Annotated in this window: 26 protein-coding genes and 1 pseudogene; 12 read left to right on the top strand and 15 right to left on the bottom strand. The window is 71.9% G+C overall.

What is annotated here, in order from left to right; translation table 11 throughout:
* Positions 1 to 42: 42 nt before the first annotated feature.
* Positions 43 to 864: a hypothetical protein gene (locus tag ABWI07_RS21755; protein WP_149264880.1), complete on the bottom strand. Its 822-nt coding sequence runs from the start codon at positions 862 to 864 to the stop codon at positions 43 to 45.
* A gap of 121 nt (positions 865 to 985) precedes the next feature.
* Between ABWI07_RS21755 and ABWI07_RS21760 the strand changes: the two genes are divergently transcribed.
* Positions 986 to 1,780 (top strand): SAM-dependent methyltransferase, encoded by a 795-nt coding sequence (locus ABWI07_RS21760; protein ID WP_149264881.1) that lies wholly within the window; start codon positions 986 to 988, stop codon positions 1,778 to 1,780.
* Positions 1,781 to 1,847: 67 nt separating this feature from the next.
* Here the strand turns inward: ABWI07_RS21760 and ABWI07_RS21765 are convergent, their stop codons facing one another.
* Complete coding sequence (locus tag ABWI07_RS21765) at positions 1,848 to 2,258, bottom strand: organic hydroperoxide resistance protein (RefSeq protein WP_149264882.1); 411 nt, start codon at positions 2,256 to 2,258, stop codon at positions 1,848 to 1,850.
* Positions 2,259 to 2,345: 87 nt separating this feature from the next.
* Between ABWI07_RS21765 and ABWI07_RS21770 the strand changes: the two genes are divergently transcribed.
* Both ABWI07_RS21770 and ABWI07_RS21775 read left to right on the top strand, forming a co-directional pair.
* The gene (locus tag ABWI07_RS21770) at positions 2,346 to 2,942 is read left to right on the top strand and encodes a TetR/AcrR family transcriptional regulator (protein ID WP_200842455.1); all 597 of its coding nucleotides are present in this window, start codon (positions 2,346 to 2,348) and stop codon (positions 2,940 to 2,942) included.
* A 29-nt stretch (positions 2,943 to 2,971) separates the two neighbouring features.
* Positions 2,972 to 3,487, top strand: a complete 516-nt coding sequence (locus ABWI07_RS21775; protein ID WP_149264981.1) for an HAD domain-containing protein — start codon at positions 2,972 to 2,974, stop codon at positions 3,485 to 3,487.
* Positions 3,488 to 3,506: 19 nt separating this feature from the next.
* Here the strand turns inward: ABWI07_RS21775 and ABWI07_RS21780 are convergent, their stop codons facing one another.
* Positions 3,507 to 4,409: an RNA polymerase sigma-70 factor gene (locus tag ABWI07_RS21780; RefSeq protein ID WP_200842468.1), complete on the bottom strand. Its 903-nt coding sequence runs from the start codon at positions 4,407 to 4,409 to the stop codon at positions 3,507 to 3,509.
* 179 nt (positions 4,410 to 4,588) lie between these two features.
* Between ABWI07_RS21780 and ABWI07_RS21785 the strand changes: the two genes are divergently transcribed.
* A complete protein-coding gene (locus tag ABWI07_RS21785; RefSeq protein WP_149264982.1) occupies positions 4,589 to 5,356 on the top strand; it encodes an SDR family NAD(P)-dependent oxidoreductase in 768 nt (255 codons plus the stop codon).
* A 4-nt stretch (positions 5,357 to 5,360) separates the two neighbouring features.
* Here the strand turns inward: ABWI07_RS21785 and ABWI07_RS21790 are convergent, their stop codons facing one another.
* Positions 5,361 to 6,455, bottom strand: a complete 1,095-nt coding sequence (locus ABWI07_RS21790) for a SigB/SigF/SigG family RNA polymerase sigma factor (RefSeq protein WP_353819656.1) — start codon at positions 6,453 to 6,455, stop codon at positions 5,361 to 5,363.
* 234 nt (positions 6,456 to 6,689) lie between these two features.
* Between ABWI07_RS21790 and ABWI07_RS21795 the strand changes: the two genes are divergently transcribed.
* A complete protein-coding gene (locus ABWI07_RS21795) occupies positions 6,690 to 7,463 on the top strand; it encodes a GAF and ANTAR domain-containing protein (protein WP_160161238.1) in 774 nt (257 codons plus the stop codon).
* Positions 7,464 to 7,485: 22 nt separating this feature from the next.
* Here the strand turns inward: ABWI07_RS21795 and ABWI07_RS21800 are convergent.
* Together ABWI07_RS21800 and ABWI07_RS21805 are read right to left on the bottom strand one after the other, a co-directional pair.
* Positions 7,486 to 7,653, bottom strand: a pseudogene (locus tag ABWI07_RS21800) (winged helix DNA-binding domain-containing protein); the annotation flags it as partial.
* 65 nt (positions 7,654 to 7,718) lie between these two features.
* The gene (locus ABWI07_RS21805) at positions 7,719 to 8,141 is read right to left on the bottom strand and encodes a VOC family protein (protein ID WP_353819657.1); all 423 of its coding nucleotides are present in this window, start codon (positions 8,139 to 8,141) and stop codon (positions 7,719 to 7,721) included.
* Positions 8,142 to 8,292: 151 nt separating this feature from the next.
* Between ABWI07_RS21805 and ABWI07_RS21810 the strand changes: the two genes are divergently transcribed.
* Entirely contained in the window at positions 8,293 to 9,270 is a 978-nt protein-coding gene (locus tag ABWI07_RS21810) for a helix-turn-helix transcriptional regulator (RefSeq protein WP_353819658.1), read from the top strand.
* Between the two features lie 85 nt (positions 9,271 to 9,355).
* Here ABWI07_RS21810 and ABWI07_RS21815 read toward each other — a convergent pair whose 3' ends face one another.
* From ABWI07_RS21815 to ABWI07_RS21825, 3 genes are all read right to left on the bottom strand, one after another.
* On the bottom strand, positions 9,356 to 10,156 hold the full coding sequence (locus ABWI07_RS21815; protein ID WP_353819659.1) for an SAM-dependent methyltransferase: 801 nt from the start codon (positions 10,154 to 10,156) through the stop codon (positions 9,356 to 9,358).
* 192 nt (positions 10,157 to 10,348) lie between these two features.
* Complete coding sequence (locus tag ABWI07_RS21820; RefSeq protein WP_353819660.1) at positions 10,349 to 10,993, bottom strand: class F sortase; 645 nt, start codon at positions 10,991 to 10,993, stop codon at positions 10,349 to 10,351.
* Positions 10,994 to 11,009: 16 nt separating this feature from the next.
* Positions 11,010 to 11,879, bottom strand: a complete 870-nt coding sequence (locus ABWI07_RS21825) for a DUF4397 domain-containing protein (protein WP_353819661.1) — start codon at positions 11,877 to 11,879, stop codon at positions 11,010 to 11,012.
* A 332-nt stretch (positions 11,880 to 12,211) separates the two neighbouring features.
* Here ABWI07_RS21825 and ABWI07_RS21830 point away from each other — a divergent pair, with 332 nt between their 5' ends.
* A complete protein-coding gene (locus tag ABWI07_RS21830) occupies positions 12,212 to 12,946 on the top strand; it encodes a class I SAM-dependent methyltransferase (protein ID WP_353819662.1) in 735 nt (244 codons plus the stop codon).
* Positions 12,947 to 13,011: 65 nt separating this feature from the next.
* Here ABWI07_RS21830 and ABWI07_RS21835 read toward each other — a convergent pair whose 3' ends face one another.
* A complete protein-coding gene (locus tag ABWI07_RS21835) occupies positions 13,012 to 14,637 on the bottom strand; it encodes an acyl-CoA dehydrogenase family protein (protein WP_353819663.1) in 1,626 nt (541 codons plus the stop codon).
* A 168-nt stretch (positions 14,638 to 14,805) separates the two neighbouring features.
* Here ABWI07_RS21835 and ABWI07_RS21840 point away from each other — a divergent pair, with 168 nt between their 5' ends.
* From ABWI07_RS21840 to ABWI07_RS21850, 3 genes are all read left to right on the top strand, one after another.
* Positions 14,806 to 15,507, top strand: coding sequence for a DUF1707 SHOCT-like domain-containing protein (locus tag ABWI07_RS21840; RefSeq protein WP_235037451.1), 702 nt, complete (start codon positions 14,806 to 14,808; stop codon positions 15,505 to 15,507).
* Positions 15,508 to 15,786: 279 nt separating this feature from the next.
* Positions 15,787 to 15,936: a hypothetical protein gene (locus tag ABWI07_RS21845; protein WP_160161239.1), complete on the top strand. Its 150-nt coding sequence runs from the start codon at positions 15,787 to 15,789 to the stop codon at positions 15,934 to 15,936.
* Positions 15,937 to 16,016: 80 nt separating this feature from the next.
* On the top strand, positions 16,017 to 17,327 hold the full coding sequence (locus ABWI07_RS21850) for a hypothetical protein (protein ID WP_353819664.1): 1,311 nt from the start codon (positions 16,017 to 16,019) through the stop codon (positions 17,325 to 17,327).
* Between the two features lie 9 nt (positions 17,328 to 17,336).
* Here ABWI07_RS21850 and ABWI07_RS21855 read toward each other — a convergent pair whose 3' ends face one another.
* From ABWI07_RS21855 to ABWI07_RS21875, 5 genes are read right to left on the bottom strand one after another with little or no spacing between them, the layout of a single operon-like run.
* Positions 17,337 to 17,552: a hypothetical protein gene (locus tag ABWI07_RS21855; protein WP_353819665.1), complete on the bottom strand. Its 216-nt coding sequence runs from the start codon at positions 17,550 to 17,552 to the stop codon at positions 17,337 to 17,339.
* Positions 17,553 to 17,592: 40 nt separating this feature from the next.
* Positions 17,593 to 18,327: a sirohydrochlorin chelatase gene (locus tag ABWI07_RS21860; protein WP_149265044.1), complete on the bottom strand. Its 735-nt coding sequence runs from the start codon at positions 18,325 to 18,327 to the stop codon at positions 17,593 to 17,595.
* Between the two features lie 8 nt (positions 18,328 to 18,335).
* A complete protein-coding gene (locus tag ABWI07_RS21865; RefSeq protein WP_149264994.1) occupies positions 18,336 to 19,046 on the bottom strand; it encodes a phosphoadenylyl-sulfate reductase in 711 nt (236 codons plus the stop codon).
* Complete coding sequence (locus tag ABWI07_RS21870) at positions 19,043 to 19,213, bottom strand: Insertion element protein (protein WP_149264995.1); 171 nt, start codon at positions 19,211 to 19,213, stop codon at positions 19,043 to 19,045. The genes ABWI07_RS21865 and ABWI07_RS21870 overlap by 4 nt, the downstream gene beginning before the upstream one ends.
* A gap of 16 nt (positions 19,214 to 19,229) precedes the next feature.
* Positions 19,230 to 20,897: a nitrite/sulfite reductase gene (locus ABWI07_RS21875; protein WP_502912843.1), complete on the bottom strand. Its 1,668-nt coding sequence runs from the start codon at positions 20,895 to 20,897 to the stop codon at positions 19,230 to 19,232.
* Between the two features lie 701 nt (positions 20,898 to 21,598).
* Between ABWI07_RS21875 and ABWI07_RS21880 the strand changes: the two genes are divergently transcribed.
* Both ABWI07_RS21880 and ABWI07_RS21885 read left to right on the top strand, forming a co-directional pair.
* Positions 21,599 to 22,660, top strand: a complete 1,062-nt coding sequence (locus ABWI07_RS21880; protein WP_235037452.1) for a YihY/virulence factor BrkB family protein — start codon at positions 21,599 to 21,601, stop codon at positions 22,658 to 22,660.
* Between the two features lie 39 nt (positions 22,661 to 22,699).
* Positions 22,700 to 23,857: a phosphotriesterase family protein gene (locus tag ABWI07_RS21885; protein ID WP_353819667.1), complete on the top strand. Its 1,158-nt coding sequence runs from the start codon at positions 22,700 to 22,702 to the stop codon at positions 23,855 to 23,857.
* Positions 23,858 to 23,864 lie beyond the last annotated feature (7 nt).

Raw genomic sequence — 23,864 nt, forward strand, 5'->3', positions numbered from 1 at the left:
ACGATCAATCGACCCTGGGCGAGCATGCCCGGCCGTTCAAGATCACCAGAAGACGCCGGTGTCGCGCGGCGGCGCCTCGTGCTCGTGCCGGGCGGGCGGGCCGAGCAGCCCCCGGACGGCCATGGCGACCAGCAGCATCGCCGCAGGCAGGCCTAGGGGGATGGCCGTGAGCGGCGCGACGGACGCCACGTCCAGCGCCGTCCCATGGAGCAGCCCGGCGACGCCGAGATCGGCCCCGCGCCGTCCCGCGCCCAGCGGTGTCGCCAGGACGGCGGCGGTGACGGCGAGCGCGGCCGCGGGCACCGCCAGCGCGCGGCGACGGACGAAGAAGGCCAGCCCCACTCCCAGCGCGCCCAGCACGGGCAGCACCATCACGCCGTACCAGCGTCCCGGCTCCGGCCGCATATCGATGCGGACGACGGGCGCCGGCGCGCCTTTGCGCAGGTGCCAGAGGCGGGCCCCGGATTTGTCGGGCCGCACCGTCGCCGGTACCGGCGGAAGCCGCAATTTCATGGCCGTGTCGTCGAAACCGCGCGCGGCGAGTTCGCGCGCCGCCCCGGAAGTGTCGATTAGCAGGGACGGACTCCGTCCCGTCCGGTAAGCGCGATCGGTTTCCGCGCGGGTGAACGGCACCCCGCGGCTTTTCCGCGTCCGGACGCGGACGCTCTTCGCGCCGGGGAACATCGCCCTGGCGATCCGTCCGGCCAGGGCCCGCGCATCGGCGTCCGACCGCAGCCGCCCCGCCGCGTACAGATCGACGTGCGCGCCGCCGTCGACGAGCAGGACGACCTCCACCCGGGCCCGCTGCTCCCTGGGCGGCGCCCCGCCGCAAGCCGCGAGCACGCCGAGCAATAGCAGGGTCATCCCTATCGCGGCAAGCCGCCGAAAACACACCGGAGGCCTCGCTTCGTCGGTCGGTATCGCGGCGCCGGAAGATGATCTATTTTATGCGCGACCACCGGTGGAGCACAGTAGGGAGAAGACCATGGCCGACGATCCGGTCAACGCGATCGACACCTCCGTTCCCCACTCCGCGCGGATATGGAACTACTGGCTCGGCGGAAAGGACAACTACCCGGTCGACCGCGAGGCCGGCGAGCAGTACGTCAGCATCTATCCGGGGATCGTGGACATCGCGCGGACCGGCCGGCACTTCCTCGCCCGCGCCGTCCGGTACCTGGCCGGGGAGGCGGGCGTCCGCCAGTTCCTCGACGTCGGCACCGGGCTGCCCACCGTCGACAACACCCACGAGGTCGCGCAGCGCGTCGCGCCCGAGGCGCGCATCGTGTACGTCGACAACGACCCGCTCGTGCTCTCCCACGCGCACGCCCTGCTGACGAGCCGTCCCGAGGGCGAGACCAGCTACATCGAGTCCGACATGCGGGACCCCGAGCAGATCCTCCGGGTCGCCCGGGGCAAGCTCGACTTCGACCGCCCGATCGCCCTGATGCTGATGGGCGTCCTCGGGCACATCGACTCCTATGACGAGGTCCTGCACATCATCCGGACGCTGATGGGCGGCCTGCCCTCCGGCAGCTACCTCGCCCTTTACGACGACACCGACACCGACGAGGCCCACAACAAGGCGCAGCAGGAGTACGACGACACCGGCGCCGTCCCGTACCGGCTGCGCCGCCCGGAGCAGATCGTCGGCTACTTCGACGGCTTCGAGCTGATCGAGCCCGGCGTGGTGGCGTGCGAGAAGTGGCGCCCCGAGCCGAGCCCGTTCGGCGAGACGCCCAACACCTCCACCCTTTGCGGGGTCGCGCGCAAGCACTGACCCCGCGGCGCGGCCGGACCGGGCCGACGGCCGGATGAGGCCACCGGCGGCCCGGTCGGCCGCGCGGTCAGAGCGCCACCAGCTCCACCGGGATGTTGCCGCGGGTGGCGTTGGAGTACGGGCACACCTGGTGGGTGGCCTCGATGAGCCGCTCCTTGGTCTCCGCGCCGAGCGCGTCGGGCAGCTGCACCCGCAGGACGGCGTCGAGCTGGAAGCCCCCCGCGCCGTTCGAGCTGAGGCCGACCTCGGCGGTGACCGACAGGCCGGTCACGTCGATCTTCTGCTTCCGCGCCACGAGCTGCATGGCGCTGGCGAAGCACGCGGCGTAGCCGGCCGCGAACAGCTCCTCGGGGTTCGTGCCGTCGCCGCTCCCGCCGAGCTCCTTCTGCAGGGCCATCTGGAGGTCCAGCCGCCCGTCCGGGGTGAACGCGCGCCCGTCCCGCCCGGTCGCGGTCGCGGTGGCGGTGTACTGCCTCATGAGCTGCCTCTTCTCCTAGCTAGACAGACAGTTCTGTCTGCCTCGGTCCCCAGGAGACTAGACCGATCTGTCTGGTAGCGTCAAGGTGTGACCACGAGCTCGCCCCCGCGCCGGAGCGCGGCCTGGACCCGCGTCTTCGACACCGCGATGCGCCTGTTCTACGCCGAGGGCGTCCACGCCGTGGGCATCGACCGGATCATCGCCGAGGCCGGGGTGGCGAAGGCGACCTTCTACCACCACTTCCCGAGCAAGGACGACCTCGTCCGCGCCTACATCGTGGAGCAGAGCCGACGGCAGCGCGGCCTCGCCGACGTGCCCGAGTCCGCGACGCCCCGCGAGGCCGTCACCACCGCGTTCGAGCGGATGTGCCGGTTCGGCGCCGACCCCGCCTTCCGCGGCTGCCCGTTCATCAACGCCGCCGCCGAGTACCCCGACCCCGCCCACCCGGTGCGCCGCGCCATCGACGACCACCGGGAATGGCTCCGAACCCTGTTCCGCGACCTCCTGGCCGCCGACGGCCACCCGACCCCCGACCGCACCGCGCAGGCCTTGATGCTCCTCAAAGACGGCCTGGCAGTCGGCTTCGACCTAGACGACCCACCCCAGGTCCGCGCGGCCGTCCAAGAAACCGTAACCCGCCTCCTGGACGCCCCACCCCGTCCGCCGGAGCCCGCCGCACCCTGACCGCCCGCGGCTCCCGCTAGTGTGCGCCCGTGAACGGAGCCCCACAGCGGCCGCTGCTCTTTCTCGACGTCGATGGTCCGCTCATCCCTTTCGGGGCACGGGAGCATCCGACCTACCGGTCGGCCTCATCGCGGCACGCCGAGTCGAACCCGCTGCTGGCCCGTCTCGATCCCGGGCACGGAACCAGGCTGACGGCGCTGCCCTGCGAGCTGGTGTGGGCCACCACCTGGATGGACGACGCGAACGAGTGCGTCGCACCGCTCCTGGGCCTGCCGCGGCTGGCGACGGTGGACTGGCCGGACGAGCCCGACGCCGAAGAGCGGGACCAGCGGCGCGGCTTGCACTGGAAGACGCGCACGATCGTCGCATGGGCGGCGGGACGTCCCTTCGCCTGGGTCGACGACGAGATCACCGACCGGGACCGAGCCTGGGTCGCCGCACGGCATCGCGGACCGGCCCTCCTCCACCGGGTCGACCCGGCAATGGGCATCACCGAGGCCGACTACCGGGTGCTGGGGGAGTGGCTGCGCGCGCTCGTCGTGTGAGTGCGGGACGAGCCTCCCGTCAGCGGTGGAGGAGGGTTTCTTGGGTCATGCGGGAGAGTTTTTCGGGGTTGCGGACGGCGTAGAGGCCGGTGACGCGGCCGTCGTCTATGCGGGTCGCCAAGACGGTGTCGAGCTCGCCGTCGCGGGTGAGGAGCAGGGCCGGGTGGCCGTTGACGCGCGTCGGGTGCAGGGAGACCGCGCCGGAGAGCCTGCCCAGCAGGTCGGCGACCTTGCCCGCCCCGACGACCGGCGCCAGCGCGGCGCGGACGACGCCGCCGCCGTCGGTCAGCAGGACGACGTCCGGAGCGAGGACGTCGAGCAGGTTCTGCAGGTCGCCCGTCTCGACCGCCTGCTGGAAGGCGCGGAGCGCGGCCCGCGTGTCGGCGGGGGAGGCGGTGTCGCGGGGCCGGCGCGCGGCGACGTGCTTGCGGGCCCGGTGGGCTATCTGGCGGACCGCGTCGGGGTTCTTGCCGACGGCCTGGGCGATCTCCGTGTAGTCCAGGTCGAACACCTCGCGCAGCACGAACACCGCCCGTTCGGTCGGTGCGAGGGTCTCCAGCACCAGCAGCATCGCCATCGAGAGGCTCTCGGCCAGTTCGACGTCCTCGGCCACGTCGGGCGCGGTCAGCAGCGGCTCGGGCAGCCAGGGCCCGACATAGGACTCCTTGCGCCGGCGCAGCGTGCGCAGCCGGGTGAGCGCCTGCCGGGTGGTGGTCCGCACCAGGTACGCGCGGGGCTCGCGCACCCCTTCGAGGTCGACGCCCGTCCACCGCAGCCAGGTCTCCTGCAGGACGTCCTCTGCGTCCGCGGCCGAGCCGAGCATCTCGTAGGCGACGGTGAAGAGCAGGTTGCGGTGCGCGACGAACGCCTCGGTGGCGGCGTCCATGCGGCCACCGGTCGCGTCCTTTGTTCGTCCGTCCATGGCCCTCTCCCGTAGCGCGTCACTTGACGTGCACAGGACGCCGAGCCCCGTCCGTGTGTGACATCCAGGGGCAGTGGCGCACGTCACAAGCGCGCGCTGTCACGGAGCGGGGGCCGCCGTCATCTCGTGTCCAGAGCCGCGTGGAGAGGCCGCGCGGACCACGAGAACGGGAGACCCACATGAACGAGGACGCCGGGCGCCGGACGGTCGCGATGGTCACCGGGGCGAACAAGGGGATCGGCCGGGCGGTCGCCGAGGAGCTCGCGGGCCGGGGCATGACGGTGCTGATCGGTGCGCGTGACCAGGGGCGCGGGGAGGAGGCAGCCGAGGCGCTGCGTGCGGCGGGCGGCGACGTGCACGCCGTCCTCCTGGACGTCACCGACAACGCCACCGTCCAGGACGCGGCGAATTGGGTCGAGGAGCGTTACGGGCGCCTCGACGTCCTGGTCAACAACGCGGGCATCACCGGTTCGGGACAGGTGGCGCCCCAGGACGCCGTGGACCAGATCCCCAGCTCGGTCGACCTGGAGATGGTCCGCGCGGTGTTCGCGACCAACGTCTTCGGTGTGATCGCGGTGACGAACGCCATGCTGCCGCTGCTGCGGAGGTCGCCGGCGGCGCGCGTCGTCAACGTCAGCAGCCACGCCGGGTCGCTGTCCCTCACCAGCGACCCGGACGGCCCCTTCACGGCGCTGCTCCCGTCGGCCGCGTACACGCCCTCCAAGGCGGCGCTGAACGCGCTGACCGTCCAGTACGCCAACGAGCTGCGGAAGGACGGAGTGCTCGTCAACGCCGTCGCCCCCGGCTTCGTCGACACCGACAGCAACGCCCACACGGGGTATCTCACCCCCGCGCAGGGCGCCGCCGTCGTGGTGCGCCTGGCCACGCTCGGCGCGGACGGGCCGACCGCCGGCTTCTTCGGCGAGGACGGCCCGCTGCCCTGGTAGGGCCTCAGGCCGGGAGCATGCCGTGGCGCAGCTGGAGCAGGGACCTGCTGAGCAGGCGCGAGACGTGCATCTGCGAGATGCCGAACCGTTCGGCGATCTGCGTCTGCGTCTGGTTTCCGAAGAAGCGCAGCAGGACGATGGTGCGCTGGCGTTCGGGCAGCTCGCTGAGCAGGGACCACAGGGCCTTCCGCTCGACCACGTGCTGGAGGTCCGGGTCCTCGGCGCCGAGGTGGTCGACGACGAGGCTGGTGTCGGTCTCCGACGCGCTTTCCGCGGGCGCGTCCAGGGACAGCGGGTTGTAGGAGTCCCACGCGATGATGGCCTCGGTGACCTCCTCCAGGCTGAGCCCGAGCAGGTCGGCGAGTTCGCGGGGCGTGGGGGAGCGGCCGTTGTCCTGCGAGAACCGCTGGGTGGCGTCCACCAGCCGCGGCCGCAGTTCCTGGATGCGGCGGGAGACCCGGATGCCCCAGGTCCTGTCCCGGAAGTGCCGCCGCACCTCGCCGAGGATGACCGGGTAGGCGTAGGCGTGGAAGCTGTCGCCGCGGGCGGGGTCGAAGCGGTTGATCGCCATCACCAGGCCGAGGTAGGCGACCTGCCGGATGTCCTCCAGAGGCTCGCCGCGGTGCGCGTAGCGCCGCGCGATCGACTCGACCATGGCGGCGTGCGTCTCGACGAGCACGGCTCTCAGCCGGTTCCGCCGTCCGGGGGCGGTCTCCGGGCGGTTCATCTCGTCCAGCAGCACCTCGGCGGGGGGCGGCTCGGTCGCGCGGGGGGCGGCGAGCGCGCCGTCCCTCACCGGTGCCTGGGCATGTGTCACAAAGACTCCTTCCTGGGGCGGAGTGCGGGCGCGGTGGGCGCCCCAGCGGCGGAACCGCCTCTGGGGATGCGGACGGGGGCCGCAGGAGGCGGCGGTCTCGGGCTCTTCCACGGGGACGCGGCGGCTCACACCCGTGGTGGCGCAGACGCGCGGCACCGTGCCGGACGGCGGGAGCCGCACGGTCAGGGGAGTGTCCACCTCGGCGGCGTGGACGCCCAGAAGCGCGTGCCGTCCGGTGAACTCCACGGAGATGCCGCTCGGGGTCGTGAAGGGGGTGCGCATGGCCACCTCACTCGGAACGTCGAAGTGAAGGCGGAGCCGCGCTGTTGGACCCCGAGGGGAAAGAAATCGGTCTTCCCGTCCCATCTACCCGTCGAGGCGGCTTCAAACAGGCGCGGTGGTTCTTCGTGGCCTCCACGGGCCGTCCGGTACGCCGGAGTGACGCGGCGCATGCGATTGCGGTGGTTCCCATCGGGGACACTGCGGCCATCAGCCGCCGAGTGGAGGGAGAACCTCGTGACCGACCGGCTCGAATCGGATTCCGACCGCTTCCCGGACTCCGCGGGCCACATGGTCGAACTGACCCGCTCGCTTCTGGACGCGGAGACGGTCGCCGGGGTCCTGCGGCGCATCCTCCTGGCCGCCCAGATCCTGGTCCCCGACGCCGACATGGCCAGCATCACGCTGCGAGAACGGGACGGCGAGCTGCGCACCCCGTTCCACAGCGACCAGGCGGCGATCGATCTGGACCGGCTCCAGTACCGGCTGGGAGAGGGACCGTGCCTGGACGCCGCCGACCCCGCCGGCGCCGCGTTCGCGCGCAGCGGTGATCTGGCCGCCGAGCCCGCCTGGCCGGAGTTCGGCCCGGCCGCCGCCTCCTACGGCTACGCGTCCGTCCTGGCCACCGCCCTGCTGCTTCCCACGGAGTCGGACGAGGCCGTCGGCGCGCTCAACATGTACTCGCGGGAACGCGGGACGCTGGACGGCCTCGCCTGCGACACGGCGCTGCTGCTGGCCACGCACGCCTCCCTCGCCCTCGCCGCCGTCCGGACGGCCGCCGACGGCGCTCGCGACCGGGCCGACGCCGAGAACCAGATGGTGAACCTGCGCACGGCGCTCGACACCCGGACCGTCATCGGCCAGGCCACCGGCATCCTGATGGCCCGCCGCGGCCTCGACGCCGCCAAGGCGTTCGAGCTGCTGTCCCGCACGTCGCAGAACCTCAACGTCCGGCTCGGCAGCCTGGCGGAGGGCATCGTCTCGACCCCCGAGACCGCCGACGACCTCTGACGCGGTCCCCTGAGCGGAGCCTGAAGCCGGCAAGGCGGGACCACAGCCCGATGAACGGCTCCTGAGGCTCCTGCGCCTGCAGACCGCACAGGTGGGCCACCGCCTCGGGCACGGACGTGCCGCTGCGCGTGAGCAGGTGCTGGCGGGCGAGGGTGGCGCGGTTGAGAGCGCGGCTGTCGAGGACGGTCACGGTGTTCTCAGGCTGCGGCGGGCTCGTGGGGCGGGCGCCGGCGTCGGCATGTCGGGGCGGTCTGCTCAGCCGTTGTACGGGGCGGCGACGTCCAGGACCCAGGTGACGCCGAAGCGGTCGGTGAGCATGCCGTACAACGGCGCCCACTGCGCGGGCTCCAGCGGACGCACGGTGGTCGAGCCTTCGGCGAGGCTGCCCCACAGGGCGCTGATCTCCTCGGCGTCGTCGCCGCGCACGGAGACGAAGAACGGGTTCTCGCCCTGGTCCCACGGCAGTTGGGAGGGCACGTCGTAGGCCATGACATGGAATCCGTTGTCGCCGGCCACCTCACCCCACATCACCCAGTCCGCCTCGTTCTCGTTCTGCACGGCGCCCGCGTCCTTGTAGGTGACCGCGACGGTGCGTCCGCCGAAGACGGACTGGTAGAAGTCCAGCGCCTCGCGTGCGGTGCCCCGGAAGTTCAGGTGAGTGGTGGTCGTGACGGACATGACCTGCTCCTTGCCTCGATGTGACGAATACGCCGCCGACCGTCCAAGACCGCGCCGGCGGCCGCCGGGACCAGGTCCCGGACGGCTCGTGTGCCACCATGGCCGAGGTAGAGGACAGACTGTGTCCTGTACTGCCGGAAAGGTGGATCCCATGCACAAGACGTCCTCCCGGCTGCTCGCGCTGCTCTCGCTGCTTCAGACGCACCGCGACTGGTCAGGGGAGGATCTCGCCGAGCGCCTCGACATCACCTCGCGCACCGTGCGCCGCGACATCGACCGCCTGCGCGAACTGGGCTACCGGATCACGACCGTGAAGGGACCGGCCGGCGGCTACCGCCTGGAGGCCGGCACCCACATGCCGCCCATGCTGTTCGACGACGGCCAGGCCGTCGCCCTGGCCGTCGCGCTGCAGACGGCGGCCGCCGGGACCACCATCGCCGAAGACGCCGTCCGCGCCCTCGCCACCCTGCGCCAGGTCATGCCGTCTCGCCTGCGCCACCGCATCGACCTGCTGCGCGTCACCGCCGTCCAACCGCCCACGACCCGCGACGCCCCCCAGGTCGACACTCAGGTCCTGCTGGACGTGGGCCGAGCCATCCGCGCCCGCGAGGAACTGCGCTTCGACCACGCCCTGGGGCGGGGCGGCTCGTCCGGCAGCACCCGCCGCGTCCAGCCCCACCACCTGGTCACCTGGCGGAACCGCTGGTACCTCGTGGCCTGGGACCTCGACCGCGAGGACTGGCGCACCTTCCGCGTCGACCGCATCCGCCCGCGCACGCCCACCGGCCCCCGCTTCGCCCCGCGCGAACTCCCGGGCGGGAGCGTCTCCGCCTTCATCACCAGCCGGTTCCGCGGCAACGACGGCATCACCACCGACTGGCCCTGCCAGGGCGAAGTCATCCTCCGCATCCCGGCCGCCGACGTCGCGCCCTTCGCCCAGGACGGAATCGTCGAGGAACTCGGCCCCCGCCACTGCCGACTCACCCTCGGCTCCTGGTCGTGGACCGGCCTCGCCGCCACCATCGGCCGGTTCGACGCCGATGTCGAAGTCATCGGCCCGCCCCAACTGGCCACGGCGTTCGCGGACCTGGCCGCCCGCTACGCCCGCGCCGCGTCACCAGCGCCGTGAGAACAGAAGCTCAATCCCGCCGAACCCCCGGATCGACCGGGGGGCGGCGACCGGACGGGGTGGCGGGGCCCGAATCGGCGAAGGATCAGGGCTTGCGGCCGACGCCGCCCGTCATGAAGCGGACGTCGATGGTGCTGGCGTCCAGGACGGGCTCCTCGGGGCGCCACAGCGGGAGCGGGACGAGGCCGGGCGGCAGGATCTCCAGTCCGTCGAAGAAGCCGGCCAGCTCGGCGGGGGTGCGGACACGGCCGGAGCCGAGCTGCTCCAGGAGCTGCTTCTCCAGCGCGACGGATTCGGGGGCGTCGCCCAGGCGGGTGAAGTTGGTGATGAAGAAGTAGGAGCCGCTGGGCACCGCGTCCCGCAGGACCTGGACGATCCGGCCGGGATTCTCGTCGTCGGCGAGGTGGTGCAGGATGCCGACGAGCATCACGCAGACGGGCTGGTCGAAGTCGATGAGCGCGCGGACCTCCGGACGGCCGAGGAGGTCGTCGGGCTCGCGGATGTCGGCGGTCACCACGGTGGTGTTGGCGTTGTCGGCCAGGATCGCACGGCCGTGCGCCAGCACGATCGGATCGATGTCGACGTACACCACGCGAGCCTCTGCGTTGACCTCCTGCGCGACCTCGTGGGTGTTGCGGACGGTCGGCAGTCCCGATCCCAGGTCGAGGAACTGGGTGATCCCCTCGTCGGCGGCCAGATGGCGGACGACGCGGTGCAGCATCGCGCGGTTGTGCAGGGCGATGTCCCGCAGCTCCGGCATGATCGCGAGGCTGGCCTCCGCCACGACCCGGTCCACCTCGTAGTTGTCCCTGCCGCCGAGCATCACGTCGTAGACGCGTGCCGCGGTCGGAACGCCGGTGGGAATCTGCGGGGACGATTCGGCCATGTGCACCTCAGGGCTCAGGAGATCTTGCTCCGCATCGTAGCTTCGCGAAGCCGAGCAAAATGCGAAAAACCCCTATGCCAAGGGGCTTTTCGCGAAATGTGGAGTGAGACTCCGAGCCCGGCCCTACTCGCCGAGGGCCGCCCGCTCTCCTGACGGCGGCGTCGAGGCCGAGCGGTGCACTTCCGGGGCGCTTCAGCGCTGGACGGGGACCGCGGTGATGACGAGGTTGTCGCGGTAGTGGCCGGTCCGGGCGTTGAAGGGGCCGCCGCAGGTGATGACGGTGAGCCGGGGTCCGCCGTCGCGGGCGAACAGCTCCCGCAGCGGCATCGCCGTTTTGCCGATGGTCTCGCGGGCGACCGCGCGGTACGCGAGGGTGCGGCCGTCGGCGAGGCGGACGGTGAGCCGGTCGCCGGGGGAGACGCGGCGCAGTGCGGCCAGGGCGCCGAGCCCGCGTTCACGGGAGTCGACGTGCCCGGCGAGGACCGCCGAACCGGTGGGCGAGCCGGGGCGGGTGCCGTAGCTGTACCAGCCGACGCGGGAGACGTCGCCGGGAAGCGCCATGGCTCCCGTGGAGTCGACGCCCACCGGCACCACCGCCGCGCGCAGCCCGGCGGACGGCACCACGAGTTCCGCCGGCCGGGCCGGCACTGCGGTTCCCCGCCCGGGCGTCCCGCCCGCGCCCCGGCCCGTCGCGGAGGTGGAGTGGAAGGAGGGCCGATGCCCGCTGTTCGCGAGGCCGTCCTCGGTCCCCGAGTGCCAGAGCCCGGCCCCGCCGGCGCCGGTCAAGAGGAGGCCGGTGCCGGCGAGGACGAGCGCCAGGCGCGAGGATCCGGTCATGGGGCCGCCCCGGCGGTCAGCGCTGGCCGCCGCGCAGGGTGCCGTGCCGGCGCAGGACGAGCAGCCGCGTGCCCGCGCCGATCGTCACCAGGAGGGCCAGTCCGGTCCCGCCGACCAGCCACCCGGGCGGACCGCCGTCAAGCCCGGCGGCCTGACCGCCGGTCCCGCCGGGCACCCCGCCGGGTGCGGTCTGCAGGCCGGGGATGGTCTGCACGGCCAGCTTGAGGTTCCCCTCCTTCGCGCTGCCCCAGGCGTAGACGATGGTGTTGGCGCCTTCGGCGACGGTCAGATCGGTGGGCCCGATCACGACGTTGTCGGTGCCCGCGAGGGTGACGTCGGCCTTGACCGTTCCCGCCGGTGCTTCGGCGACGGCCTCGTCGGGGTTGGACAGGTTCTTCACGACCGCGGTCCCGTTGGCCCGCACGTCGACGGCGGGCGCGGCGGCGATGTGCCGGACGGTCAGCCGGCCCTTGCCCGCCGGGACCTTGGAGGTGTCGTTGGCGTAGGCGTTGAGCGCCGGGCTCCCGTTCTCGGTCAGGTTGGCGGTCAGCGTGACGTTCGTCCCGCCGGTCACCTCGACGGTCTTCTCGATGGCCGGGGTGCCGCCGGGCCCCTGGCCCGCCTTGAACACCTTGATGTCATAGCTGCCCCCGGGAAGCTTCAACGGGGCGCTGAGCGAGCCGGGCGTGAAGTCCGACAGCACCCTCTTGCCGTTCGCGTAGACGTCCACGGTCAGGCCGGGCACGCCGTGCAGGACGCGGACGGTCGCCGTCGTCTGCGCGGCGCCCGGCATCCGGTCGGCCCGCGTCGGCGCCGCGAAGGCGGCAGGACTCGCGGACACGGCGAGCGCGAGTGCGGCCACGGTGGCCATCACCAGTCTGCGCATTCGTAGGACTCCCCTCATCGCGAGGATTCATGATCTTGGCTGAGGAGCGCTCATCGATGGAGACCGGAAGGGGCTGTTCCGGAATTCCCCCTATTCGGCCTCTACGGGGTGTTTTCCTGCATATTCGGCGATACACGCTTAAAAGGTAAAAAGAGGCTCAGGGCGGGGAAGGGAAGGCATGACCTGCTCACCCGACTTCAGGCGTCGCAGATATGCGGCTCGGCAGACGCCGGCCGCTGATCTCGGGTGAGGATCCAGCCGGCTTTCGGGATGGCGCGCTCGATGATCGGGGCGACGTCCGGACAACGGCCGGTTCGTGGCAAAGTAGCGGGATGCCTGGTGCGCGGTACGGGATGGATGCGCCCTACGGGTTCGGCTTCGTGGGCTTGGTCGTGCTGGGGTTCTGGGTGACCGGGCTGGTGATGGCGGTCACCGCCGGTCTGGCCGCCGCGCTGCCCGCGCTGGTCTCCGGCACCCTGCTGGCGGGATGCCTGGCCCTGAGCCTGCACGCCACGCTGCGCGGCAAGTTCCTGGTCTGGCGGGACGTGCTGGACGAGTTGGATCTGCGTGGCGACGAACGGCTGCTCGACCTCGGCTGCGGGCGCGGCGCCGTCCTGTTGGCCGCCGCCCGGCACCTCCCGCAGGGCCGGGCGGTCGGCGTGGACCTGTGGCGCGGCAGGGACCAGTCCGGCAACACCCCGGCGGCGACCCTGCGCAACGCCCGCGCCGAAGGCGTAGCCGACCGCGTCCGCGTGCAAGGGGGTGACCTGCGCAGACTCCCGTACGCAGAGGCAAGCTTCGACCTGGTCGTGTCCAGCCTGACGGTGCACACCATCTTCGGAGCGAACGCCCGCGCCCAAGCGATCACCGAGGCGTACCGGGTGCTGCGGCCGGGCGGCCGCCTGCTGATCGCCGACCTGGCGCGGACCCCCCGCGAGTACGCTGCGGTGCTGGCCCGGCTGAACGCCCAGGACATCCGCGTGCGCGGCCTCGGCTGGCGCGCGTGGTGGGGCAGTCCGTGGGTCCCGACCCGCCTGCTCACCGCCCGCAAACCAGCCACCCCCTGAACCCGCCTACCGGCACGATCCAGGCCCCATGGCCACCTGGCGTCCGACGAGCAGTGAGTGGGGAGTCAGCCGACCTTCGGGGTGGCGCGGTCGATGATCGGGGTGACGTCCAAGCCTGGCGGGAGGGTGCCGAAGGCGCCGCCCCAGTCGCCGGCCAGGCGGGTCGCGCAGAAAGCGTCGGCTACGGCCGGGTGGCCGTGTCTGACCAGCAGCGATGCCTGTAGGACTAGGGCCAGGTGCTCGGCTACTCGGCGGGCGCGGTACTCGATTGTCGCGGTGTCGGTGAAGCTTTCCTTGGTCTCCTTGATGGCCGCGTCCAGGCGCTTGTCGGCTCCTTGGGAGAGGGCTACTTCGTCGAAGAACGCTTCCAGGGTTTGTGGTTCGCGTAGCGTTGCGCGTAGGAGATCGAGTGCCGCCACGTTGCCGGAGCCCTCCCAGATTGAGTTCAGGGGGGACTCGCGGAAGAGGCGCGGCATGCCGGATTCTTCGACGTAGCCGTTGCCGCCTAGGCATTCGAGGGACTCGGCCGCGTGGGCCGGCCAGCGCTTGCAGATCCAGTACTTGCTGACTGCCAGGGCCAGGCGTTTGAAGGCGGTCTCGGACTCGCTGCCGCGGAACGAGCGGTCGGCGGCGCCCGCCAGGCGGAGCATCGTGGTCGTGGCGGCCTCGGACTCGATCGCCAGGTCGGCGAGGACGTTGCGCATCAGCGGCTGGTCGATCAGTGCCTTGCCGAACGCCCGGCGGTGCGCCGCGTGGTGGGCGGCGGTGGTGACGCCGAGGCGCATGCCGGAGGCGGCGCCGATCACGCAGTCGAGCCGGGTCATGTTGACCATCTCGATGATGGTGCGGACGCCGCGGCCCTCGTCCCCGACCCGCCACGCGACCGCTTCGTCGTACTCGACCTCGGAGGACGCGTTGGACTTGTTGCCGAGCTTGTCCTTGAGGCGCATCAGGCGCAGCGGGTTGAGCCCGCCGTCCGGCAGGACGCGGGGGACGAGGAAGCAGGTCAGCCCGCCGGGCGCCTGGGCGAGGGTCAGGAACACGTCGCACATCGGGGCGCTGGTGAACCACTTGTGGCCGACGAGCCGGTACGTCCCGTCCGGCTGGGGCGCGGCCGTGGTGGTGTTGGCGCGGACGTCCGAGCCGCCCTGCTTCTCGGTCATGGACATGCCGGCGAGGAGCGCGGTCTTGGTGAGCGGGGGACGCAGGCCGAAGTCGTACCGCCGCTCGGCGAGGAGCGGCTCGTACTGGGCCGCCAGCTCCGGCGACTGACGCAGCGCGGGGACGGCGGCGTAGGTCATCGAGATCGGGCAGCCGTGGCCGGCGTCGACGCGCCAGGTGTAGAACTTCGCGGCGCGGGCGACGTGGGCGCCCTCGCGGGAGTCGGTCCAGGCGGAGCCGTGCAGGCCGTGCGTCACCGCGACGGTCATCAGCTCGTGCCACGCGGGGTGGAACTCGACCTCGTCGATCCGGTTCCCGAAGCGATCATGGGTGCGCAGGACGGGCGGGTGCTCGTTGGCGAGGCGGCCCCACTCCTGAGCCCGCTCGGTGCCGGCGAGGAGGCCGAGTTCGCGCACCTCGGCCTCGGCCCATCCGGCGCCCTCGCGGTGCAGCCCGTCCAGCAGTGCCGCCTCGTCGGACACGTCGTGCCCGGCGAGCGGGGGGACCTGGTTGAACACCTCGTGCGTCACGCGCTCTCCCAACGTTCGTGCCGTCCACCCGCAGAATACAGAACGGGGTTCGGGCAAGAACTTGATCATGCCTCTGGGGTGGCGGGACGTCCATCCTCCTCAGGTGGTGGGGCGATCTCGTCCGCGCGGCGGATTGTCCGGCGCCGCGCGGGGCATACCGTCGAAATCATGAGTCAGTCCAGTCCGCAGCCCGAGCGGCCCTGCCCGAGCCGCCCGCTGGAGCGGCGGCAGGACGCCGGACCGGTCCCCTCGGCGGCCGAAGCGGCCGGCGCGCCCGACGCGGTGCGGGCGTCCGACGACGAGCGCGAGGCCGTGGTCGAGCGGCTGCGGATCGCCTCGGTGGAGGGGCGGCTCACCTTCGAGGAGCTGACCGAGCGCACCGAGGCCGCCTACGCGGCCGTCACCCGCGGCGACCTCGAACGCATCACCGCCGACCTGCCCGGCATGGGCGCGCCCGGCGCCAACCCGGCGCCCGTGCAGGTGAAGCGCAAGTTCACCGCGGTCATGGGGGACTGCAAGGAGCGCATCGTCGGCCGCATCGACGGCCCGCTGGAGGCCGTGTCGGTGATGGGCGACGTCGTGCTCGACCTGCGCGGCGCGCAGGTCCCCACCGGCGAGGTGCACATCTCCGCGACCGCCGTGATGGGCGACGTCAAGATCATCGTCCCGGACGGCGTCAGCATCGAGCTGTCGGGGCACAACTTCCTCGGCGACCGGCGGGTCGCGGTCCGCGACCCGCACCCCGGCGCCCGCGTTCCCGTCGTCCGCATCACCGCGAACGCCGTGATGGGCGACATCAAGATCGTCGACGACGAGCACCACGCCCCGCTCCGCCGCGCCATCACCACCTGGTGGAACGACCGGACATGACCCGGGAGCGGCGGGAGTGTGGCGAGGGGGCGCTTCGCGGGCTACACTGGCCCTGCGGCAGCTACGCTGCCCGCCCAGTCTGAGTTGACCAGTCCGCGTCTAAGTCCTGCAGTCGCAGTCGAGCAGTCGCATTTCTGAGTCCCAGTCGCCAGTCACCAGTTCGTGTCTTAGTCCTGCCGTCTTGAAGTCGGAGTCCGCAGTCGACGTCTGAAGTCGAAGTCCGCCAGGAAGTCGCTGTCCCAGTCTGAGTCGCCCGAGAACGACGCGTTAGAGGCGATCATGGACCGAGAGACCGAATTCCTGATCTGTGCGGTGGTGCTCACCGGAACAGCCGTGGCAGCGACGATCTTTCCCGCGCAGACCGTGAGTCTGCTGCTGGGTATCGTCGCCGGCGCTTTCCTGAAGTGGGCCCTCCATAAGCGGGCATAGCCACGAGGCGCTCGCTCACTAACTTCCACTGGGGACCTCATTACTCGATGATGAGGTCCCCAGTGTTAACGGAGGACGAGATGTACAGACTCATCGATCTGACGCGCGCGCACGCGGGGACCGAGACTGCGATCCTGGAGGCGTTCGAAGCCGCCTACCCGGGTGTGCCGGCGACCACGACCGAATACATCACGGTCCCCGAACGGGCCAGGCCCGCCGGGACCGGCGACCACCTCTGGACCGAGATCACCGGGACGGTGGACGACGCCGCGGTCACCAAGGTGGTGTACGAGCGGGTGGCCGAGGCCCGCGGCTCCGGCGGCCCCATCTGCGTGGCGTCGTTCCGGGCCAGCGTGAAGAACGTGGCGGAGATGCTCGACGCCGTCCACGGCGGCGGCGTCGAATTCGTCCACCTGAGTTCGTTCGCGCCGCCCTCGACCGGCGGTGAGACCTTCGACTGGGACGACACGTGGATGCGGCGCGAGGACGCCGTCAACACGCTGGTCCATGTGATCGGCCATTCTTCCGCGCGGGTCCGCATGACCGATCTGCGCAAACTCCTCGCCGCCCACGACCCCCGTTTCAGGAAGCAGGTCGGTACTTTCACGGCGCGGCCGAAATTCATGTCCACGCTGGTGTCCCTCGCCGTGGAGAGAAATCTGGTGGCCATTACCACGACCACCGCGGGCGACAACAACCCGTACGTCGAGCTCACCCCCGCAGGGCGGTCCCGCCTGGCCCCCGCCCCCGCCCCGGTCCAGTCCCCGCCCCCGGTCTCCGCCGCCGCGCATGTCGTCCCGCCGCCGCAGGAGCCCCGCTCGCTGTCGCACCTGTGCGTGGACGTGCTGCGGCAGAACGACATGGGGCCGTTCCAGGAACTGCGCGAGAGGATCTACAACGAGATCGAGCGGCTGGTGGGGGAGAAGTCCCGCACCCCGAACGGGCTCATCAGGGACGCCGTGCAGGCGGTCCGCGACAAGAGCGACGACGCCCCCAGCAAGTCGGGCAGGAAGTTCCCCTGGGGCAGGGTGCGCGCGTTCCTGGCGAAGCTGACCCGGCAGGTGCCGGTCTTCCTCAGCCAGGGCGAGCCGGTCGCGGTCTCCCTGGGCAACAACGGGGGCGTGGTCGACGCCCTCGCCGACGACTGGTGGCGGATGCTCGACGGCGAGCTGGTCTGCTTCATCCTCGGCAAGGGCGTCGTGATCACCCAGTACGACTACGAGGAGCTCGCCGGCGCCCTGTACAACAGCCGCCAGCCCCAGTACTACGACAAGGCCCAGGAGGTCGTCGACTACCTGGCGGGCGCCGGGCGGATCAGCGAGGCGCCCGGCGACGAGATGCGGATCGTGCTCGCGGCGCCGCCGGAGCCGCCGCGCCCGTTCGACGGCTGAGCCGGGGCGTCAGCGGGTGTCGTCGTGGGCCTCGGCCTCCTCGACGCCCGCTTCGTCCGGCGGCAGGGTGTCGGGGTGCTCGTACCGGACGCCGGGGGTGCCGGTGCCGCTGGTCTCCTCCCCGTCCGGGACGGTGCGGCCGCGGGCGTCGGAGCCCTCGTTCACCGGGGCGAAGCGGCGGTCGTCGGTCTCTCGGGGCTCGTGGCCGGGTTCCTCGCGCGTCATGGCACCCGCATACCCGGCCGCCGGCGTGTCGAACGCCCGATCAGACCGCGGCCGCCGTGCGGGGGGCCTCCAGCGCCCCGGTGTAGCGGCGGACGATGAGGTCGGCGATCTCCGGCGCCGCGCCGAGAGCGGGGGAGACGACGGCGGCGCCGGCCGCCAGGGACTCCCGCCGCACCTTGTCGGCGAAGTGGCCGGGCGCGAGGATGTAGGACGCCACCGCCACGCGCGGCGCGCCCGCGGCGAGTAGGGCCCGCACCGCCTCGCCCGGCCCCGGGCGGGCCGCCGTCGCGTACGCCGGGACCACCTCGCGCAGGCCCCGGGCACGCCACTCGCGGGCCAGGCCCGCGACCGTCGCGTTGGCGGACGGGTCGCTGGAGCCCGCCGAGACGAGGACGACCGCCGTGTCCGGGTCGCCGGGCGCCGCGCCCGCCTCGGCCAGGCGCCGCTCCAGGGCGTCCAGTAGCAGCGGGTGGGGGCCCAGCGTGTCCGCCGTGCGCAGGGCCAGCCGCGGGTGCCGGCCCCGCACCCGGTTCAGAACGCCAGGGATGTCGGTCTTGCTGTGGTAGGCCGCGGTGAGGAGCAGGGGCAGCACGACCGCCTCGTCCGCGCCGTCCCGGGCCAGGCCGTCCAGCACCCGGTCGGGGGCGGGCGGCGCGTGGTCCAGGAACGAGGCGTGCACGGGCACGTCCGGGCGGCGCGCCCGGACGGCGTCGAGCAGCGCGGCGACGGTCGCGGCGGCGCGGGGGTCCCGGCTGCCGTGCGCCACCGCGACCATGGGGGCGCTCACAGGTGGATGCCGCACTCGGTCTTGCCCATCCCGGCCCACCGGCCGCTGCGCGGGTCCTCGCCGGGCGCGACGGGGCGGGTGCACGGCGCGCAGCCGATCGAGGGGTAGCCGTCGTAGTGCAGCGGGTTGACGAGCACCCCGTTGTCCTCGATGTAGTTGTCCATCTCCTCCTGGGTCCAGTCGAGGATCGGGTTCACCTTGACCATGCCGCGCTTGCGGTCCCACTCGACGACCCTCCGGTCGCGGCGGCTCGCGGTCTCGTCCCGGCGGATGCCGCTGAACCAGGCCATGTAGCCCTCCAGCGCGCGGCCGAGCGGCTCCACCTTGCGCAGGTGGCAGCACAGGTCGGGGTTGCGGCCGTGCAGGCGGGGGCCGAGCGCCGCCTCCTGCTCCTCGACCGTGCGGGACGGGGTGACGTTGATGACGTTCACCGGGTAGACGGCCTCCACGGCGTCGCGCGTCCCGATCGTCTCGGCGAAGTGGTAGCCGGTGTCGACGAACAGCACGTCGATGCCCGGCTTCACCTTCGACACGAGATGGATGAGGGCCGCGTCCGACATGGACGAGGTGAGGCAGATGCGGTCGCCGAACGTGGCGACCGCCCACCGGATCACCTCCAGCGTGGGGGCGCCCTCCAGGGCGGCGGCGGCCGACTCGACGATGTCCTGGAGGTCGAGCGTGGGCCTGTCGGTCTCCAGCAGGGTCACCTGGGGTTCTCCTTGCTCGCGGTGCGGGGCGTGCCCACACCGAGGAACTTCAGGCTGAAGGAGCGGAGGCAGTCGGGGCAGAACCACGCCCCGGGCGCCTCCCCGCCGGGTTCGAGGCTCTCCTCGCCGCAGTACGGGCAGTAGAACGGCGTCATCCGTTCGCTCATGCGCGATCGGCCCCGCTCACTGGAGGTCGGCGTCGTCGGCGCGGTGCACCCACTCGGCGAACGTCTCGCCGTCGGTGCGCTGCTCGTCGAACCTGCGCACGACGCGCTCGACGTAGTCGGTGAGCCCGGCCGAGGTGGTCTTCAGCCCGCGGACCTTCTTGCCGAACGACGCGCCGAGCCGGCCCCCGAGGTGGATCTGGAAGCCCTCGACCTGGTCGCCGTCCTCGTCCACGACGAGCTGGCCCTTCAGCCCGATGTCGGCGACCTGGATGCGGGCGCAGGCGTTCGGGCAGCCGTTGACGTTGATCGTCAGCGGCTGGTCGAAGTCGGGCAGCCGCTTCTCCAGCTCGTCTATGAGGTCCATGGCGCGCTGCTTGGTCTCGACGATCGCGAGCTTGCAGTACTCGATGCCCGTGCACGCCATCGTCTGGCGGCGGAACGTGGACGGGCGGACCTGGAGGTCGTGCTTCGCCAGCTCGCCGGCGAGCGCCTCGGTGTTCTCCTCCGGGACGTCCAGGATGACCATCTTCTGCTCGTTGGTCGTGCGGACCCTGCCGGAGCCGTAGCGCCCGGCGAGGTCGCCGATGACGCCGAGCAGCTCGCCGTTCACCCGCCCCACGCGCGGGGCGAACCCGACGTAGAAGTTCCCGTCCTTCTGCGGGTGGACGCCGACGTGGTCGCGGTGGGTGAGCGGCGCGGCGGGCTCGGGGCCGTCCGGGAGCGTGAAGCCGAGGTACTCCTTCTCCAGCACCTCGCGGAACTTCTCGGCGCCCCAGTCCTTCATCAGGAACTTCAGCCGGGCGCGGCTGCGCAGCCGCCGGTAGCCGTAGTCGCGGAAGATCGACGTCACGGCGTGCCAGACCACGCTGGTCTGCTCCGGCTTGACGAACACGCCGAGGCTCTGCGCGAACATCGGGTTGGTCGACAGGCCGCCGCCGACGAACACCTGGTAGCCGGTCTCGCCCGCCTCGTTCACCACGCCCACGAACGCGATGTCGTTGATCTCGTGGACGGTGCAGTGCGAGGTGCAGCCCGACATCGCGGTCTTGTACTTGCGCGGCAGGTTGGAGAACTCCGGGGAGCCGATGTACTTGTCGCGGATCTCGCGCAGGTCGCGGGTCGCGTCGATGACCTCGTCGGCCGCGATCCCGGCCAGCGGGCAGCCGATGATCACGCGCGGGACGTCGCCGCACGCCTCCATCGTGTGCAGCCCGACCGCCTCCAGGGCCTCCCAGATGGCCGGGACGTCCTCGATCCGCACCCAGTGCAGCTGGACGTTCTGCCGGTCGGTGATGTCGGCCGTGCCGCGCGCGTACCGGGTGGAGACGTCGGCGATCGTGCGGAGCTGCGGGCCGCTCAGCTGCCCGCCGTCGATCCGCACCCGCATCATGAAGTAGCGGTCCTCGAGCTCCTCGTCCTCCAGCGCACCGGTCTTGCCGCCGTCGATGCCGGGCTTGCGCTGGGTGTAGAGGCCCATCCAGCGGAACCGGCCGCGCAGGTCGGACGGGTCGATCGAGTCGAAACCGCTCTTGGAGTAGATGTCGATGATCCGGCGGCGGACGTTGAGCCCGTCGTCGTTCTTCTTGTTCTCTTCGTTCTTGTTGAGCGGTTCGCGGTAGCCGAGGGCCCACTGGCCCTCGCCCTTCTTGCGTCTGGTCGCGGTTGGCACGGCGCGCGTCCTCATCTGTTGTCGAGAGGGACGCGCGGCGCACCGGCGCTCTGAGGCAGCCGGCTCGACGCTGAGCAGGATGAAGTCAAAGGTGACGCCGATGCGCCACGCGCCCGGCTGTACAGGGGCGTGGTCGGAGCGTCACCGACAGATCGCGCTGCGGACGCGGAGGAAGTCGACGTGCCGGCGCTTGGCCAGCAGCGGGTCCGCGGCGTTCATACCTGAAGGGTGACATGCCGTCTCGCGGACTGTCCAGTTACGTCCGGCATGCGGACGCGTGACATGCGTCATCCCTGCCGCCTCCAGTTCACACGAGGCTCGGCCTCGGGGCCGGTCGCGGATTCCCCGCCCGGCGGGGCCGCCTCGGTCCCGGGCGCCGGCGGCTCGCCGGGCGCCGGGTGGTGCTGGCAGTCGCACCACGACCCGCCACGGCACTTCTCGTGGTGGCGTTCGCGGCACGACTGGCAGATCATGTCTTCTATTGTCACCCATGAAGGCAAATGCCCGGTTTTCCGTGGTAGGGGGCATACGATCATGGTCCGGACGACGTTCCGCACCGTCTCAACGGGTATGGGCCAAGGGATGTGCACGGATCGGGCGGCACGCCTGCGAGACGGCCGAGCGGGGGAGGCGAACGCCATGCCACGCGCGAAGCGGACCAGTGAAGTGGGCGATGCGGCATGCGCCGGGCGCGCAACCCTCTACGGTGGGGCGGTGTGACCACCGTCTCCGACGCAGCGGGCACGCCCCGGGCCGGGGACTCCCCTTCCGGACAGGACCCGGAAGGCCCGCGGCGGCGCCTGCGCGACCGCCGCGACCGCCTCGCCGCTCGCGTGCGCGCCGACGCGCGGACCGCGGCGAGCGTCGGCTGGACGCTGGTCAAGGGCACCGCGATCGGCGGATTCCGCTACCGGGTCACCGGCCTCGCTGCGGAGGCCGCGTTCTTCGCCCTGCTGTCGCTGCCGCCCCTCGTCATCGGGCTGATCGGCACGATGGGCCACCTGCGCGGCCTGTTCGGCACCGAGACGATCCGCGAGGTGCGCTCCTGGGTGATCGACCAGGCCCAGACGGTGCTGACCGGCCCGGCCGTCGACTCGGTCGTGATCCCGCTGATCGACTCCGTGATCAGGGGCGGCAGCCCCGACATCGTGTCGGTCAGCTTCCTGATCTCGTTGTGGGCGGGGTCGCGGGCGACGAACGTCTACGTCGACACGATCACGATCGCCTACGGGCTGTCGGGCGTCCGCGGCGTGATCCGCACCCGGCTGCGCGCGTTCGTGCTCTACCTCATCGGGCTGCTGACCCTGATCATCGTGATCCCGATGCTGGTGGCCGGGCCCGCGCTGGTCCGGCAGGTGCTGCCGGAGAGCGCCGAGGCCGTCCAGGTGCTGTACTGGCCGGTCGTGGTGAGCCTGTCGATCATCTTCCTCTCGCTGCTCTACCACATGAGCGTCCCGGTGCGGACGTCCTGGTGGCGCCAGACGCCCGGCGCCGCGCTGGCGCTGCTGATCTGGATCGTGGGCAGCTTCGTCCTGCGGATCTACCTGGCCGGCTCGCTGAGCGGGGTGTCGGTGTACGGGTCGCTGGCCGCCTCGATCGCGCTCCTCGCATGGCTGTACGTGGCGGCGCTCGCGGTGCTGATCGGGGCCGCGCTGAACGCCGAGATCGACCGGCACTGGCCGAGCGGGGACACCGCCCGGATCCGCGCCGAGCTGGAGGCCCAGGGCGACCAGGTCCCCCGGGACCAGGGGGCCACGAGTAAAAACCACCCCGAATGAGGTCCTGAAAAGGGCAAACATGTCGTAGCCTCGCGTGACATGACCCCCCGTGAGGAGACCGGCCGGCTCCGGACCGTGACCGGCACGATCGCGACGTCCGACATCACCGGTCCGGTGCTCTCCCACGAGCACCTCCAGCTCGATCTGCGCTGGCCGGCGCGGCCCCAGCTGGCCGCCTCCGACCCGAGCCGGTGGCTGGACGAGGAGAAGGCCGTCCAGCGCGAGCTGAACACGCTCCGCAAGGACCACGGGCTCGGCCTCGTCGTCGACCTCACCTGCTCGGGCATGGGCCGCAACGCCGCCGCGCTCGCCCGCATCAGCGCGGGCGCCCGGGTCGCCGTGGTGGCCGGGACGGGCGTGTTCACCGAGCCGTTCCACCCCCCGTTCGTCCGGGAGGTCCTCGCCCCCGGAACGGCGGTCCCCTTCGAGGGGACGAGCTCCCAGCCCACGGGGACCCCTCAGTACGAGGCGCGGGGGGCGATCCCTCAATCCGAGCCGCGTCGGTCTGGGGGGACGACCCCCCAGGCCCCCCGGTACGACTCGCGTCATTCTGGGGGGACGACCCCCCAGGCCCCCCGGTACGACTATTCGGGGGGCCCGTCCGCCGTCGACCGCCTCGCCGAGCGCCTGCTGGCCGAGGTCGGCTTCGGCATGGACGGCACGAACTCGCTGCCCGGCGTCATCGGCGAGATCGGCACCTGGGGCGAGGCGCCGACCGAGACCGAGGAGCTGTGCCTGCGCGCCGCCGCCCAGGCCGCCCGCTACTCAGGGCTGTCGGTCGCGACCTACGGGCGGGCGGGCCTCGCGCAGCTGGAGATCCTGGCCTCCGCCGGGTTGGCGCCCGAGCGCGTCGCGGTGGGGCAGCAGGACCGGGTGGACGACCCGGCCCAGCACCGCAAGATCGCTGAGTTGGGCGGCTACGTCTCGTTCGGCACGCTCGGCCTCGCCGGGACGGACCCCGCCGCCCTCGGCGCCGGCGTCCGCCGCGTCATGGACCTGCTGGAGGCCGGGCACGCCGACCGGGTGCTGCTGAGCACCGGGGTCTCCCGGATGGCGCAGGTCGCCCGCTACGGCGGCGCCGGCTTCGGGTACCTCTTCGACACGTTCCTGCCCGCGCTGCGCGCCGCGGGCGCCGACGAGGCGACCCTCGGAGCGATCCTGCACGACAACCCGCTGCGGTGGCTCACGGGTTCCTGAGTGGGTA

The organism is Actinomadura sp. NPDC000600, from assembly GCF_040492135.1.
Classification (GTDB): Bacteria; Actinomycetota; Actinomycetes; order Streptosporangiales; family Streptosporangiaceae; genus Spirillospora.

Bases quoted from the DNA above. Each gene is read 5' to 3' on its own strand.
- ABWI07_RS21780 (WP_200842468.1), bottom strand. From the start codon at position 4,409: ATGGACGGACGAACAAAGGACGCGACCGGTGGCCGCATGGACGCCGCC.
- ABWI07_RS21810 (WP_353819658.1), top strand. From the start codon at position 8,293: ATGCACAAGACGTCCTCCCGGCTGCTCGCGCTGCTCTCGCTGCTTCAG.
- ABWI07_RS21755 (WP_149264880.1), bottom strand. From the start codon at position 864: ATGACCCTGCTATTGCTCGGCGTGCTCGCGGCTTGCGGCGGGGCGCCG.
- ABWI07_RS21805 (WP_353819657.1), bottom strand. From the start codon at position 8,141: ATGTCCGTCACGACCACCACTCACCTGAACTTCCGGGGCACCGCACGC.
- ABWI07_RS21875 (WP_502912843.1), bottom strand. From the start codon at position 20,897: ATGAGGACGCGCGCCGTGCCAACCGCGACCAGACGCAAGAAGGGCGAG.
- ABWI07_RS21855 (WP_353819665.1), bottom strand. From the start codon at position 17,552: ATGACGCGCGAGGAACCCGGCCACGAGCCCCGAGAGACCGACGACCGC.
- ABWI07_RS21785 (WP_149264982.1), top strand. From the start codon at position 4,589: ATGAACGAGGACGCCGGGCGCCGGACGGTCGCGATGGTCACCGGGGCG.
- ABWI07_RS21850 (WP_353819664.1), top strand. From the start codon at position 16,017: ATGTACAGACTCATCGATCTGACGCGCGCGCACGCGGGGACCGAGACT.
- ABWI07_RS21885 (WP_353819667.1), top strand. From the start codon at position 22,700: ATGACCCCCCGTGAGGAGACCGGCCGGCTCCGGACCGTGACCGGCACG.
- ABWI07_RS21765 (WP_149264882.1), bottom strand. From the start codon at position 2,258: ATGAGGCAGTACACCGCCACCGCGACCGCGACCGGGCGGGACGGGCGC.
- ABWI07_RS21820 (WP_353819660.1), bottom strand. From the start codon at position 10,993: ATGACCGGATCCTCGCGCCTGGCGCTCGTCCTCGCCGGCACCGGCCTC.
- ABWI07_RS21815 (WP_353819659.1), bottom strand. From the start codon at position 10,156: ATGGCCGAATCGTCCCCGCAGATTCCCACCGGCGTTCCGACCGCGGCA.
- ABWI07_RS21845 (WP_160161239.1), top strand. From the start codon at position 15,787: ATGGACCGAGAGACCGAATTCCTGATCTGTGCGGTGGTGCTCACCGGA.
- ABWI07_RS21860 (WP_149265044.1), bottom strand. From the start codon at position 18,327: ATGGTCGCGGTGGCGCACGGCAGCCGGGACCCCCGCGCCGCCGCGACC.
- ABWI07_RS21760 (WP_149264881.1), top strand. From the start codon at position 986: ATGGCCGACGATCCGGTCAACGCGATCGACACCTCCGTTCCCCACTCC.
- ABWI07_RS21830 (WP_353819662.1), top strand. From the start codon at position 12,212: ATGCCTGGTGCGCGGTACGGGATGGATGCGCCCTACGGGTTCGGCTTC.
- ABWI07_RS21840 (WP_235037451.1), top strand. From the start codon at position 14,806: ATGAGTCAGTCCAGTCCGCAGCCCGAGCGGCCCTGCCCGAGCCGCCCG.
- ABWI07_RS21870 (WP_149264995.1), bottom strand. From the start codon at position 19,213: ATGAGCGAACGGATGACGCCGTTCTACTGCCCGTACTGCGGCGAGGAG.
- ABWI07_RS21790 (WP_353819656.1), bottom strand. From the start codon at position 6,455: ATGCGCACCCCCTTCACGACCCCGAGCGGCATCTCCGTGGAGTTCACC.
- ABWI07_RS21825 (WP_353819661.1), bottom strand. From the start codon at position 11,879: ATGCGCAGACTGGTGATGGCCACCGTGGCCGCACTCGCGCTCGCCGTG.